At 34.2% G+C, this 15,417-nt stretch carries 14 protein-coding genes; 13 read left to right on the top strand and 1 reads right to left on the bottom strand.

Annotation, left to right across the window (positions count from 1 at the left end):
• Nucleotides 1–79 precede the first annotated feature (79 nt).
• From rpsL to tuf, 4 genes are all read left to right on the top strand, one after another.
• Nucleotides 80–493, top strand: a complete 414-nt coding sequence (gene rpsL, locus ACZLXV_RS06455; RefSeq protein WP_022015427.1) for a 30S ribosomal protein S12 — start codon at nucleotides 80–82, stop codon at nucleotides 491–493.
• 154 nt (nucleotides 494–647) lie between these two features.
• A complete protein-coding gene (gene rpsG, locus ACZLXV_RS06450) occupies nucleotides 648–1,118 on the top strand; it encodes a 30S ribosomal protein S7 (RefSeq protein WP_022015426.1) in 471 nt (156 codons plus the stop codon).
• A gap of 14 nt (nucleotides 1,119–1,132) precedes the next feature.
• Complete coding sequence (fusA, locus tag ACZLXV_RS06445) at nucleotides 1,133–3,253, top strand: elongation factor G (protein ID WP_022224983.1); 2,121 nt, start codon at nucleotides 1,133–1,135, stop codon at nucleotides 3,251–3,253.
• A 203-nt stretch (nucleotides 3,254–3,456) separates the two neighbouring features.
• Nucleotides 3,457–4,644, top strand: a complete 1,188-nt coding sequence (gene tuf, locus ACZLXV_RS06440) for an elongation factor Tu (RefSeq protein WP_482382859.1) — start codon at nucleotides 3,457–3,459, stop codon at nucleotides 4,642–4,644.
• Nucleotides 4,645–5,040: 396 nt separating this feature from the next.
• Here tuf and ACZLXV_RS06435 read toward each other — a convergent pair whose 3' ends face one another.
• Entirely contained in the window at nucleotides 5,041–5,679 is a 639-nt protein-coding gene (locus ACZLXV_RS06435) for a type II toxin-antitoxin system PemK/MazF family toxin (RefSeq protein ID WP_022224980.1), read from the bottom strand.
• 261 nt (nucleotides 5,680–5,940) lie between these two features.
• Between ACZLXV_RS06435 and ACZLXV_RS06430 the strand changes: the two genes are divergently transcribed.
• The 9 genes from ACZLXV_RS06430 to ACZLXV_RS06390 all read left to right on the top strand — a co-directional run.
• A complete protein-coding gene (locus ACZLXV_RS06430) occupies nucleotides 5,941–6,534 on the top strand; it encodes an RNA polymerase sigma factor (protein WP_482382858.1) in 594 nt (197 codons plus the stop codon).
• On the top strand, nucleotides 6,518–8,071 hold the full coding sequence (locus tag ACZLXV_RS06425) for a hypothetical protein (protein WP_482382857.1): 1,554 nt from the start codon (nucleotides 6,518–6,520) through the stop codon (nucleotides 8,069–8,071). The genes ACZLXV_RS06430 and ACZLXV_RS06425 overlap by 17 nt, the downstream gene beginning before the upstream one ends.
• A gap of 212 nt (nucleotides 8,072–8,283) precedes the next feature.
• Complete coding sequence (locus ACZLXV_RS06420) at nucleotides 8,284–8,976, top strand: response regulator transcription factor (protein ID WP_482382904.1); 693 nt, start codon at nucleotides 8,284–8,286, stop codon at nucleotides 8,974–8,976.
• Nucleotides 8,977–9,018: 42 nt separating this feature from the next.
• Complete coding sequence (locus ACZLXV_RS06415) at nucleotides 9,019–11,472, top strand: sensor histidine kinase (protein ID WP_482382856.1); 2,454 nt, start codon at nucleotides 9,019–9,021, stop codon at nucleotides 11,470–11,472.
• Between the two features lie 359 nt (nucleotides 11,473–11,831).
• A complete protein-coding gene (locus tag ACZLXV_RS06410; protein ID WP_482382855.1) occupies nucleotides 11,832–11,972 on the top strand; it encodes a hypothetical protein in 141 nt (46 codons plus the stop codon).
• A gap of 25 nt (nucleotides 11,973–11,997) precedes the next feature.
• Entirely contained in the window at nucleotides 11,998–12,285 is a 288-nt protein-coding gene (locus ACZLXV_RS06405; protein WP_482382854.1) for a hypothetical protein, read from the top strand.
• Nucleotides 12,286–12,473: 188 nt separating this feature from the next.
• Nucleotides 12,474–13,940 carry a hypothetical protein gene (locus ACZLXV_RS06400; protein WP_482382853.1) on the top strand — a complete coding sequence of 489 codons (1,467 nt, stop codon included), beginning with the start codon at nucleotides 12,474–12,476 and terminating at the stop codon, nucleotides 13,938–13,940.
• 44 nt (nucleotides 13,941–13,984) lie between these two features.
• Entirely contained in the window at nucleotides 13,985–15,127 is a 1,143-nt protein-coding gene (locus tag ACZLXV_RS06395; protein WP_022224972.1) for a hypothetical protein, read from the top strand.
• Nucleotides 15,124–15,417: hypothetical protein (locus ACZLXV_RS06390; RefSeq protein ID WP_482382852.1), on the top strand; the 294-nt coding region annotated here is incomplete at its 3' end. The genes ACZLXV_RS06395 and ACZLXV_RS06390, both read left to right, overlap by 4 nt.

The raw sequence follows: 15,417 nt of genomic DNA, 5'->3' as shown, positions 1-15,417 counted from the left end.
ATACTTACTTATTATACTGAGTGAGTGTGCGTTTTTGCATACATTAACTTTTTGACTATAAACATAGGAGGTGAAATTAATGCCAACATTTAACCAGTTAGTAAGAAAGGGAAGAAAGGCCTCAACAAAGAAGTCTAATTCTCCTGCACTTCAGTACACTTACAATTCTTTGAATAAGAAAACAGTAGCACAGAGCTCTCCACAGAAGAGAGGTGTTTGTACTGCAGTTCGTACTGCTACACCTAAGAAACCTAACTCAGCTCTTAGAAAAACAGCCAGAGTTCGTCTCTCAAACGGTATCGAAGTAACTAGCTATATCCCAGGTGAAGGACACAACCTTCAGGAGCATAGTGTAGTTCTTATCCGTGGTGGTAGAGTAAAGGATTTACCTGGTACAAGATACCATATCGTTCGTGGTACACTTGATACAGCAGGTGTTGCAAACAGAAAGCAGGGTCGTTCTAAGTATGGAGCAAAGAGACCTAAGAAGTAAGATTCACTAATTTGGAGAAGTGCCGGATTAATTTCACATAATTAACCTGGTGCGGACACTTAGAAATTGTGAGTACCGATGAATTAATGATAGTGATACGAAAATGCAGTGTCGGCTGTTAGTATTACTAAATAATGTTAAGGAGGGAAGTAACGTGCCACGTAAAGGACATATACAGAAAAGAGACGTGTTAGCAGATCCAGTTTACAAGAACAAAGTTGTTACTAAGCTTGTAAACAACATCATGTTAGATGGTAAAAAGGGTGTTGCTCAGAAAATCGTTTATGGTGCATTTGATGAAGTTGCAGAGAAGTCTGGTAAGGACGCTATTGAAGTATTCGAGGAGGCTATGAACAATATTATGCCACAGCTCGAGGTTAAGGCTAGACGTATCGGTGGTGCAACATATCAGGTACCTATTGAAGTTAGACCTGACAGAAGACAGGCTTTAGCTCTTCGTTGGCTTACACTCTACTCTCGTAAGAGAAGTGAGAAAACAATGAAAGAAAGACTTGCTAACGAGATTTTAGATGCTTCTAACAATACAGGCGCATCTGTAAAGAAGAAAGAAGACATGCATAAGATGGCTGAAGCTAATAAGGCTTTTGCACATTATCGTTGGTAAGGAGGTAAAGAGTCTTGGCTGGAAGAGAATATCCACTTGATAGAACTAGAAATATCGGTATCATGGCTCATATCGATGCCGGTAAGACTACATTAACAGAGCGTATCTTATATTACACAGGTGTAAATTATAAGATCGGTGAGACACATGATGGTGCCTCAACAATGGACTGGATGGAGCAGGAAAAAGAAAGAGGTATCACAATTACTTCAGCTGCTACAACATGTCATTGGACACTTGAAGATCATCATAAGAAGAAACCGGGTGCTTTAGAGCATCGTATCAACATCATTGATACACCGGGTCACGTAGACTTCACAGTTGAGGTTGAGCGTTCACTCCGTGTACTTGATGGTGCTGTAGGTGTATTTGATGCTAAGGCCGGTGTTGAGCCTCAGTCAGAAAATGTATGGCGTCAGGCTGACACATACAATGTACCTCGTATGGCATTCATCAACAAGATGGATAAAATGGGTGCAGATTTCTTCATGTCTGTACAGACAATTATTGATCGTCTTGGAAAAAATGCTATCCCTGTTCAGATTCCAATCGGTAAGGAAGACAGCTTTATCGGACTTATCGACCTTTTTGAAATGGATGCATATTACTATAAAAATGATGAGGGAACAGATATTGAGATTACTACAATACCTGATGATCTCAAAGATCTCGCTGATGAATGGCACAACAACCTTATCGAGAAAGTCTGCGAGTTAGATGATGACTTGTTAGAGAAATATCTTGAAGGTGAAGAGCCAACAATCGACGAGTTAAAGAAAGCACTTCGTAAAGGAACAATCGCTTGTGAAGCAGTACCTGTATATTGTGGTTCTGCATATAAGAACAAGGGTGTTCAGAAGTTACTTGATGGCGTAGTTGAATTCATGCCTGCACCAACAGATATTCCTGATATTACAGGTACAGACGAAGAAGGTAACGAAGTTGTTCGTAAATCTTCTGATGACGAGCCATTTGCAGCACTTGCATTCAAGATTATGACTGACCCATTCGTTGGAAAGCTTGCATTCTTCCGTGTTTATTCAGGAACATTAAACTCAGGTTCATATGTTCTTAATGCAACAAAGCAGAAGAAAGAGCGTGTAGGTCGTATCGTGCAGATGCATGCTAACAGCCGTAGCGAAATCGACAAAGTTTACTCTGGTGATATCGCAGCAGCAGTAGGATTTAAGATTACAACAACAGGTGATACAATCTGTGATGAGCAGCATCCTGTTATTCTTGAATCTATGGAATTCCCTGAGCCTGTTATCGAGCTCGCTATTGAGCCTAAGACAAAGAATGATCAGGGTAAGATGGGTGAAGCTTTAGCAAAACTTGCTGAAGAAGATCCAACATTTAAAGCTCATACAGATCAGGAGACTGGTCAGACAATTATCGCAGGTATGGGTGAGCTTCATCTTGAAGTTATCGTAGACAGACTTCTTCGTGAGTTCAATGTAGAAGCTAATGTAGGTGCTCCACAGGTTGCATACAAAGAGACATTTACAACTGCTGTTGATATTGACAGTAAATATGCTAAACAGTCAGGTGGACGTGGTCAGTACGGACATTGTAAAGTTAAGTTTGAGCCTATGGATCCTAACGGTGAGGAACCATTCAAGTTTGAGTCAACAGTAGTCGGTGGTGCTATTCCTAAGGAATACATTCCAGCTGTTGGTGAAGGTATCGAGGAAGCAGCTCAGGCTGGTATCCTTGGTGGATTCCCTGTACTTGGTGTACATGCTACTGTATGGGATGGTTCATACCATGAAGTCGATTCATCAGAAATGGCATTCCATATTGCCGGTTCTATGGCATTCAAAGATGCTATGAAGAAAGGTAATGCAGTATTACTTGAGCCTATCATGAAGGTTGAAGTTACAATGCCTGAGGAATACATGGGTGATGTTATCGGAAGTCTTAACGCTAAGCGTGGACAGATTGAAGGAATGGATGACATCGGAGGTGGAAAGATTGTTAGAGCTTTCGTTCCACTTGCTGAGATGTTCGGATATTCTACAGAACTTCGTTCTACAACACAGGGACGTGGTAACTACTCAATGTTCTTTGAGAAGTATCAGCAGTGTCCAAAGAATGTTCAGGACAAAGTTCTTGCAGGTAAGAATGCAGAGTAATTCTTAAAAATATAAAATTTATCATGGAAAAGATTTTTGGAATAATGAATTTTAAGGGTCTTTTCCATGTAAAAGTCTTTAAAAAGACTTGAAAAATAGATGTATTTGCAATATAATACTTTTCATAGTGTTATAAAAACGCGAAAATCGAAAAATGAAAATTAGTTAGGCAAAGCCTATGAATTTAAGGAGGATAATTAAAAATGGCTAAAGAAAAGTTTGAAAGAACTAAACCTCATTGCAACATTGGTACTATCGGTCACGTAGATCATGGTAAAACAACACTTACAGCTGCTATCACAAAGACACTTGCAGCTAGAGTTGCTGGTAACGCAGCAGTAGATTTCGAGAACATTGATAAGGCTCCAGAAGAGAGAGAAAGAGGTATCACAATCTCTACAGCTCACGTTGAGTATGAGACAGAGAAGAGACATTACGCTCACGTTGACTGCCCAGGCCATGCTGATTATGTAAAGAACATGATTACAGGTGCTGCTCAGATGGACGGTGCTATCCTTGTAGTTGCTGCTACTGACGGTGTTATGGCTCAGACAAAAGAGCATATCTTACTTTCTCGTCAGGTTAACGTTCCTTATATCGTAGTATTCCTTAACAAGTGCGATATGGTTGACGATCCTGAGCTTATCGAATTAGTAGAGATGGAAGTTACAGAAGCTCTTGAAGAGTACGGTTTTGAAGATTGTCCAATCATCAAAGGTTCAGCTCTTAAAGCTCTTGAAGATCCTAACAGCGAGTGGGGAGACAAGATTATGGAACTCATGGACACAGTTGATGAGTACATTCCAAACCCAGAGCGTGATACAGATAAGCCATTCCTTATGCCAGTAGAGGATGTATTCACAATCACAGGTCGTGGTACAGTTGCTACAGGTAGAGTAGAGCGTGGTACACTTCACCTCAATGACGAACTTGAAATCCTTGGTGTTAAGGAAGAAGTTGGTAAGACAGTTGTAACTGGTATCGAAATGTTCCGTAAGATGCTTGACGAGGCACAGGCTGGTGATAACATCGGTGCTCTTCTTCGTGGTATCAACAGAGACCAGATCGTTCGTGGACAGGTTCTTGCTAAGCCAGGTACAGTAACATGCCATAAGAAATTTACAGCTCAGGTTTACGTTCTTACAAAGGACGAAGGTGGACGTCATACTCCATTCTTCAACAACTATCGTCCACAGTTCTACTTCAGAACAACAGACGTAACAGGTGTTTGTGAGTTACCTGCAGGTACAGAAATGTGCATGCCTGGTGATAACGTAGAAATGACAATCGAGCTTATCCATCCAGTAGCTATGGAGCAGGGTCTTAATTTCGCTATCCGTGAAGGTGGACGTACAGTAGGTTCTGGTAAGGTTGCTACAATCATTGAGTAATTTATAGTGATTTGATTGTATCTTAAAATAAATAGTAATTTATTCCGCAATCCTTGAAAAATCGGGGGTTGCGGTTTCTTTTTGTATGAAAAGAAAGTTCGAACAAAAGATAAAGCCACTTACCCTTTGTGCTATGGTAAATGACTTGCATTTCTAGAAAAAATTAGCAAAATAATAGGGAGTCCGCTCGTGACTCCCTTTACTTAATTACAATAAGTTTCTCGGCACTCGTCCGAAGAAAAATTGTAATAATATTTTATGTGAAAAAAGAAAAAATATGTATTAGCAAAATAAAAGGGAACTCACTCGTAGCTCCCTCATTGAAATACTATATTAGTGTCCCACTCGTGAATACCTCTCTTGTACTTTTATATTAGCACGAAAATACTAACTTGTCTACTTATCTTTTGAAGATTTGTCTAAAAAATCTGTTAACTCCTGTATATTTGCAAAATGGTAGGTTTCAAGTAATTTTTTAAAATCATCTATTTGTTGCTGTTTGGATGCTAAAGTAGTTTGGAGGTTAGAACGATTTTCCTTTAATTTTGTGATGTATTGTAATTTGTCATTATACATATTTTGTAAAGTTTGATAATAATGGTTTACATCAAGTGAAAGAGAGAGGGATTTGTCCACCAAACGCATTTCATCAGAGGTTAGGTCTGTAATGTAATCACCAAGTCTGGCTTTACTTACACAAGTAATGTTTCCTAGCAGAACATTTCCATCAAGTATCAATTTGCCAGAAGTATCTGTTTGTGCTGTAATAGGTACAACAATAGGGAGAGTTGAAGATGTGTGTGTAATAGGAGCAACTAATGTATTGGGAGAAGTCTTATTAGCAGAATTATATTGTAGAATTACACAAGGACGTTCTTTACATTCTTCACTTCCGACACCAATACCTAAATTGCAACGGTATACTTGCCCTCGATATATAATGCGATTTTTGGCAGAGGGTGCGATAGCATTTAGATATAATTTATTCTTGAGCCATTCAAGGTATTGTTGTGTTTTTGTAAGGTCAATATTCATACTAATCTCCTTCGTATTGTTTTAAACAAATTTTTAAGTAAAGTCTATGCTAATCAGATATATTTGTCAATCGGAACATTAAATAATGAACACAGATGGTTTAATGCTAAGGACAGCAGACTTTTAACAGGTTTGCTGTCCTTTTTTGGGGGGGTAAGAAAAAAATTATTTATAATAATTTGAAAAAAGTGAGGGATTTTTACCATAATATGCCAATAGTAATATGAAGGCCTTAAAAAATACAATAAAGGAGTGGTCAGAGTGGAAGTAGAAAGAAGGGAAGAAAAAGAAATGCTTCGTTTGCTTGACAATGATGCTTCAAAAGCAATGGAAAAGATTATCAACAGATATGGAAGTGCGGTCAAAACCATATGCCGTTCAATACTTCTTGAATATTCAAATGAGGATATAGAAGAGACAGTTTCTGATGCTTTTGTGGCACTGTGGATGGCAAGGCATAAGATTGAGGTAACAAATGAATGTGGCATTAAAGAGTATCTGTATGGAATAACGAGAAGAACAGCGTTAAACCGGCGCAGAAAGCTTACAAAAACCAGATTAGGTTTAACAAATGAAGAAATAAGTGATATTGATGCATCAGGAAGACTTGTTGCCGGCAATGATGTAGAAAAAGAAGTAATAAGTAAAAGTGAGTATATATTACTGCATCAACTTATAGAAGAAATGAAAAGTCCGGACAATGAAATATTTTCATTCAGATATTTTGAGGGATACAGTATAAAGGAAATTGCTGAGAGGATGGGACTTAAAGCAAAAACAGTTGAGAACAGACTATGCAGAGGACGGGTGAGATTAAGAAATCAGTTGAGAACAGACTATGCAGAGGACGGGTGAGATTAAGAAATCAGTTGATACATTGTGGCGTAGAGATGGGAGGCTGAAAGTTATGAAAAATATAGACGAAATGTTGAACGAAATAGGGGAAAATAAGGAAATAAAAGAAGGTGGGAATATGATGACAAGTGAAGAAAAACAGCGTATATTAACAAGGACAATGGAAAAAATAGGAAGAATAGAAGCAGAAAGTAATATAGCTGCTGCAGATGGTAACATAAAGGTAAAATTTATGTCACGAAGATTTACAAGGGCTGCTGCGGCGGCTTTAGGAGTGACTCTGCTCGTGGGCGGAACGGCAGCAGCTACATTAAAACTTAATCCTGCGATAAGCAGTTATTTTGGAATAAATGGCGGTACACAGGAAAAGCAGGCGGCTGAAATGGTTTCAGATGCACAGGTAACAGCAAAGAGCGGCGATGTAGAGGTTTCTATGGGACAGGTCATGGCTGATGAATCAGGATTTTATGCGGTAATTGATGTGAAAGGACTTAAAAAGAGTAGCGAAAAACTCTTTTTCAATAATTATGATTTTTCAGTCAAAAATCATAAGATAGACGAAGGAGGCATCAATTTAGGGGTGTGTAAAAACTGGTTTGAGGGAGATACTGCAAAATTTTTAATATCAGTATCATATGATGATGATTGGAAAAAAGGAGAAAGCCTGTCAGGAAAAGAGGTGACATTCACATTGAAAGATATAGGATATTATGACAATGACTGTGAATTTATAACAATATGTAAAGGTGAGTGGAAATTAAAGTGGAAACTTGAGGTCAATAGTAAATCCATTGTAAAAAATATAAATGTTCCTATGAACTTAAACTGTTCTGATGTTGTATGGAATAAGTTTGAACTCACACCGTTATCTTTAACAACTTATTTTAAAATAGAAAAATACAGGGAATTTGAGGGAACTAAAGAGGAGTACGAAAGACAGGTGGAAGGAAAAGACAGACTTGTTGTAAAATATCTTGACGGAAGAAAAATAGACAGCAGATTTGTAGGGGATGGTGCTGAACAGGATTATCATGTTTTAGAGTCAAATGGTTATTATAAGATTGATTTCAAAGAGATCGTTGATCTTGACAAGGTTGAGAGTGTTTCGTTTAATGGACATGAGTTCATACTTAAAGAAAACAAAAATGAGCCGTCTTACAAGAGATTTACAACTAATGCGAACTTTACATTGGATGTGCTTTCTGACACAGCAAAGTATCTTAAAACTGAGGAAAAAGATGGAGCATACAATAAAGATATAGGCTGTAGACAGGATATGGTTACATTCTATGGCGAAAAAGACGGCATTAAGCAGGAACTGTTTACTATCTACAGATTACATACAACTGATCTGACGCAGATAGAGGACAATATGGCTGGCATGGAGCGTGTTGGATTCAGTGATTGTAAGAGAGGTGGATGTACTTATATGATAAAGTATAATGAAGTTAAAGATAAGAAAGCTATTGAGACATTTTCTGATATTATCAATAATCAGCTTCCATATATTCTTGCAGGATTTGAGTATATTGATTAGAGTATCATTGATAACTTCAAAATCTTAAACAAATCTTAAAGATTTAACTGCTTTTATCTTAATATTTTTTTTGAGATAATATGAGCTGTACCGGGGAGATGGAAGTTGTAGTAAGCTGCGGTACGGCTCACAAATATGTATGCCAAAAATTTAAAATTATTTTGCAAAATAAAAATTCAGACAAAATTTCATACATAAGGATGGAGAGAGAGATGTACAATATAGTAATTTGTGATGATGAGAAAGACATAGTAGAAGCCATAGCGATATATTTAAACAGCCAGGGATATAATGTTTTAAAAGCGTATAATGGTAAAGAGGCAGTGGAGATTGTCGGGAGTGAGAAAGTTCATCTCGTGGTTATGGACATTATGATGCCTGTTATGGATGGAATATCTGCAATGAGCAAGATAAGGGAAAATTCAAATGTTCCGGTTATTCTTCTTACAGCAAAAAGTGAAGATACAGACAAGATACTGGGTCTTAATGTCGGAGCGGATGATTATATTACAAAACCATTTAATCCGGTAGAGCTTATTGCAAGGGTTAAGGCTCAGCTCAGAAGATATATGACATTGGGGGGTGGACAGAAAACAGACGAAAATGCGAAATATATTCTTAGAGGGCTTGAACTTGACGATGTTGCAAAGCAGGTGTTTGTGGACGGAGAGGAAAAAGACCTTACACCTACGGAATTTGAGATATTGAAATTATTCCTGAAACAACCCGGAAAAGTAATTTCACCGAAGGAAATATACAGGCAGGTGTGGAAAGACACTCCTATGGGAAGTGAGGGAACGGTCGCGGTACATATCAGACATTTGAGGGAAAAAATAGAGATAAATCCTTCAGAGCCGAGATATTTAAAAGTAGTTTGGGGACAAGGTTATAAGTGTGAAAAATAAATAACCGGGCGATTTGATTTTAATGAAAGGTGGGAGTAAATTATGAAAGGTATTGAAAGAAGAAAAGAAAGCAGCAGTAAAAGAAAGCTGACAGTTGTTTTTAACATAATTCAGGCTGTATCATTATCAGTGTTTTTAGTAATGGGTATGATTCTTACTGTAGCCGCCGGAAAATATGGTGCAGGGAAAAGTGGTGTGCAGTCTGAAATAAAAAGCAGAATACGTTCAATGAATAAAGGGGCAGCAATCTACGCAAAACTTGCATTAAATGAGAACGCATATAAAGATGTAGTATTTGAAAGTCGTTTAGGAGCAATATCAAAGCTTAAAAAAGAATATGTTAATAATAGTAACTCAAACTATATGTTTATATTTGAACCGGATTGTGTAGATCGAGATATAAAAAGTGGTGACAATGGTTCGGAAATGATAGGAAACGGCAATTATAAAGTGTCTACAGAGGGGAAAGGTTGTTATTTTGATAACGTTAATAATACGAGTTTTAGATTTAATAAGAAAAAATTATATAATGATGCTGTCAAACAATATTTGTCGGGTACCGGATATATCGGAAACAAAGAGAAAACTGCGTTTTCTATTTTAAAGAAGATTTATCCGTATCAGAGAATGAATTTGGATTTTTATTCTACTGAGGGAGAAATGGTTTGTTCTGTTACATTTGATGAAACTTATGCGGAAAGAAAAATAAAAGAATTATCATCAAAAAAGATAGACGGCATAAAGGTTGACAGACAAAGATTTTTGTGGGAAGAAGCAACTTTTAGTTTTGACGTGGATTCCAGCAGGGTAAGTCCGTTTACAGGAGAATTTAGAAAAGGGGTATTAGAGACTTGCGATGGAGCTGAATTGTTAAAAGGTAACGTAATGATTGCCGTACATAGTTTTGAGGAGCAGGGTGACAACTGTTATGTAAATACAACACAGTATTTAAAAAGGGAATATAACTATACAATTACCGGAATGTTAAGCAATAAGTTAAGTTCAAATGATGATTTCTATTATTTGTGCTGGTATGAAAGCCATGAAAAAAGTTTAACAATTATGACTTACATATCAGGAATACTGCTTATTATTTCCACAATTGCAATTGCTGTGATGGCAAAGTCATCAAGAAATGAAAGTGGAAAGGTTAAACGAATTTACAGGATACCGACTGATATTGTAATTGTGCTTATTGGAATAGTAATGAGTATGATGCTTTTTGTATTAACCAATATATGCAAGAGAGATATAAAACAATTGATACGGTATGGATTTACAAATCTTATAACAGCAGGAATTTTAACGGGAGTTGTTGCAGGGATTTTTATTACAATATTCTATACAAGTTTTTGTGCACAGATAAAAGACAGAGCTGTTATAAATAATATGTTTATAAAAAAATTGTTTACGCGTGTGGCAAAGAACATAAAATCACTTTTGACAATGGTAAAGACAAGTATACTGGTATTCACGGTATATTGGGCAGCCGGTGTTATTGAATGTATTCTGGCAGTTTTTGGTGGTTCAGAAGCAGCGTTTTTCACTGTGATTATTGCTAAAATTCTTGGAACAGTCATAATTGCAAGGGTATTAAGAGATGTATCAAAACTTCATGCGGGCATAAAACAAATGGCAGAAGGTGATGTTAAAGGAAAAATAAAAACAGAAAATATGCTTGCACCAATAAGAAAAGAAGCTGAGAATCTTAATAATATAGGTGAGGGTATGAAGAAAGCAGTAGATGCCCGTATTAAGAGTGAGCGAATGAGAACAGAGCTTATAACAAATGTATCGCATGATATTAAAACACCTGTTACGGCAATTATAAGTTATGTAGACCTTTTAAAGAAAGAGGATTTGAAAAATCAAAATGCGGCAGGTTATGTAGAGGTACTTGACAGGCAGTCACAGCGTTTAAAGAGCCTTATATATGATTTGCTTGATTTGTCGAAAGCTTCAACGGGAAATGTGGAAGTGAATATGTCAGAACTTGATTTGCCGGTTTTTATTGAGCAGAGTCTCGGTGAGTATATACCGAAGATGGAAAAAAGAAATCTCAAACCGGTTGTCAATTTTAAAATTGATGACAGGGATAAAAATGAACTTAAAGTTATGGCAGACGGCAGACACCTGTCAAGAGTTTTTGACAACATATTCCAGAATATATGCAAATATGCCATGGAAAATACAAGGGTTTATATAGATGTGGAGCTTATTTTAGGAAAGGCTGAAGATAGCAGCACATACGAAGCAAAAAATAGAGTATGCATATCAGTGAAAAATATGTCAGAACAGTCATTAAATATCTCAGGTGAGGAATTGACAGAAAGGTTTGTAAGAGGTGATGTATCAAGAAATACAGAGGGAAGCGGACTGGGTCTTTCAATAGCACAGAGCCTTATGAAACTTCAAAACGGAAATCTCGATGTAATTATAGATGGTGATTTGTTTAAGATTATACTGACATTAGATGAAGCAGTCAGTGATTTATAATAAGTAATTAAGAGATATAATGATGTCGGCATCAAAAAGTATATTGATCATTGTATTATACATTTAAAATAAAAAAATGCGGCAATTATCCGTAATGTCATATGACATGAAAAAGGATAAGGTCGCATTTTTATTTAAATTTAGACTTAAAGATAAGGGGACTTGCTATTTATGGGAGTATATTAAACATTTGGACATTTTTAGGCGTGTAAGTTTCCTGTAAGATTTATGATTTATACTGATATATAAATAAGTGATGAGTAATGAGATAACAAAAGATTATTTTATTGTTTGTTACTGGAAAGGAGTAGGAAAGATATAAATAATTAAAAATTTAAAATAACGAGGAGGATAAAAGAGTGAAAGTTTTAAACAAAATTAAACAAAAAGTATTAATAGCAGTTCTTTTAATGGCAATAGTATTAGTAGGTGGAATATCAGCAACTAAAGCATTCGCGAATGAGCAGGATGTAGCTCAGTATGGTATAAGTTACTTTTAAAGCAGCAAAGTCAAAGTCAGAGGCAATGACAATTAAAAATAATTATTTTGGAAGAGCGGGTGCACAAATTAGTTCTAAAGAAGCAAGTGCATTTACATCATTTGGGTCAAATGTTGTATCGGCATATGTATCGGCAACATATAGATATAAAAAGGCAACGGGTGGCTATGGGGTTATTAAGAAAGATAATAATGCTAAAATGTCGGTAAGTATTTCATTTTCACATAAAGATGCATATTCAATAATAAGCGAACATATAGCATCTGCTGACAATAATCAGTCATCAAAGAAAAGTATTGAAATACTTTGGTAAAAATATAATTTGTCTAGGACTACTATAATATAATAGTTCTAGACTGTAGACAAGGACTGCTATATTATAGTAGTCCTTGTATGAAAGGAAAGATGATTATGAAAAAAATAATGTGTATTTGTTTTTTGGTGATAATAATATTTACAGGTTGCAAAAAAAATAATGGTTTTACGAGTTCGGAAAAAAGTATGAAAATGACAGAAGAAAATTTAGACAATAATATAGAAACTGCATTGCAATTATACAATGGAGAAAAATATATAGCTGATTATGAGATTGAAAATAAGTTGAAAGAAGAAAAAAAACAAAAGAATCATATTGTATGGTGTGTGCCAACACTAAGTGCAGATACAGATGTTATAAGCAGTGAAAATATAAAGAAAATAAATGATTATCTTTCACATAAATATAAATGTTATATAGATATTTTATATGTAACTGATGATGCAGAGGGAAGTTATAATAAGGGCATTTTGAGCTATCTGGATAAACAATATGTGGACGTATTTTTTAGTGGTTTTACATATGATGAGAATGATTACAATGCATATGAAAACTTAATTAAAAATAATTATGCATATGATATGTCAGATGACTTAAAACAACAGAAAAATGCATCATTATATAGTGCGTTTAATGAAAATGAATGGGTAGGAATGGAAAAAGAAGGACATGTTTTTGCAATTCCAAACCAGAACTTTTTACCTCACAGATGTTATGCTGCATTTAAAAAAGATAAATTTACAAAATCAGAAATCAAAAATTTACCTGATAATATTGAAGATACATTAAGCTGTATAGAAACAAAAAATATAGGAAAAAAACAGCTGCTATGGGATATTTCTTATTATGATATATTAAATTCTGTTGGCTTATGTGAAATGGGAGGATTATTATACAGCCATACGGATGGAAATGTAAAAACGTCATTTGATGATGAAAGGTTAAAAAGTATTATAAAGTCATTGAACAATTTATATAACAAAAACGTAATAAGCGGAAATATTTCACTGGATGATGATGAGGTGGAAATACTCACCGGTATAAATCAAAAAAGTACAAATATTGCTTTTTTTGTTGACGATGCTACAGCAGAAAACTTAAAAAATGATTATTATGTTAAATCATTCAAATATTATTATAAAACGTATGATTATTCAAATACAATGATAAATGCAAAATCAGATAAACATAGTGAAAGTATGTTTGTTATAGATAAGGTTTTAAATGACAAAAATGTAGCAGTTTTGTTGGTAAACGGAGTGAAAAATAAAGATTTTAAACTAATTGACGGATATGCATATGATACTGATGGAAATGAAATGCCGTCAAACTATATAAGAACGGTTTTTGGTGTATCAGATAATGCATATAATGCAAAGTCATCTGATTTTGGAAAAAATGTTTGTCAGAGCAAAAAAGATTATTTTAATTCAGATGAATGTAATATTTCGATTATTAATGGTTACAAATATAATTATAAAAAAAATTCAAATTTTGAAGAGGCATATCTTAATATAGATAAGTTATGTAAAAGTAATAATTTCGAAGAAGATTATAAAAAATTAACTACTCAAAGTAGAAAAAAAGAAAAGAAAGAACAGAAAGTTGAAATTAAAAATGTTAAAAAATTTTTATCTTTTAAAGGAATATAGATGAAAAACTTAGATTAAAATAAAAAATATAGGAGTTAGTGAAAATGAGCACAAAGAAATATATAAAATTTAATAAAAAATATATTTTTTCATTGCTTACAATAATTGTTTGTATATTTGTATTATTTGCAATGTATAAAAAATATTATAAAGCTGGTAATAGAATATTGCCGGTACAGTATTCTCAGAATATAGGATATTGGTTTAATGAAAAGGGTGCTTTTAAATCAGAAGGAATATTAACATATTTCTATTCGGCGGAAGATGGAAAAAGATATATAGCCTGTAATAGAAATGGTTGTAACCATGATACAAAAGAATGTCCTGCATATGGTAGCAATACAGCGATAACATATGATAACACAGGTATATATTATGTGAGCATAGGAGAAGGGGAGGGACCATTTCAGGCAACATTGTATCATGTAGATATTGATGGAGACAATAAAGAAAAAATACATGATTTTAAAAGCATGGAAATAATTACGGATGCAGTGTATATAGACAATAAATTATACATAGCGTATCAAAATACTCTTGATAAAAATGGTAACACAATGGATGAAAATGAAGTGGGGATTTTGGAATATGATATAAGAACCAAAAGAGAAAGGCATATATTTAATATTAAAAAAAATAATGCATATATATCATCAATTAATGTAAATAAAGGAAAGTTGTTTATATTATGTGCTTATTCAGATATGACGTATGATGAAGCTGTAAAATATAAAAATAATAAGAAGTTTATTGATAGTAAAAGTAAATATTTATTACTGAGAGTTGATTTACAAAACTTGAGAGAAAAAGTGATAGCAAAAAAGATATTTTATTTAACTAATATTCCAATTGTAGGAAATTATATTATTTATGCAAAAGACAATGGAACATATGCGTATAACATGGATAAAGAAAATAGTAAAATGATTTCGCATAAAATATGTGAAGTTTTAGAGAACATTAGCACAAACAACGAAGTTATTATTTTTAATACTAATGAATCAGGGAAAAGGGAATATGTGTGTTATAATAAATATTTAAAGAAAAAAAGAAAAGTTGAAAGTGAAAAATATTGTGTAGGATTTTCAGAAAAATATGTTTATTTGTATGATAAAAATGCAAATCTTTTATATGAAAAAACTAATGACTTTTTAGCAGGGAAGAATGAGGTAAGAAAATTTAAATGATAAAAAAAGGTTTTTTGGGGGCTGAAATTAAAAAGTTAATTATTGAAATTAAAAAAGTGTCTATAGTTATAGCTATGATAGTATTATATGTTATTATTTTTATTGGAAAATTTTATATAGGTGATTCTGAAAATTATAGCATGAAAGAATATAATAATGCCGTGCAAGATTATGAATCAGGTAAATTAAAAGAAATTGAGATGGAACATATAAGTGCAAATCCTGTTGAAAGTAAACTTAAATATACAAAAGATATAAATAGGGAAAATAAACTTTTTAAAGATTTGTTA

The organism is Butyribacter sp. (assembly GCF_056818865.1).
This window is presented reverse-complemented; position numbering and strand designations above follow the sequence as displayed.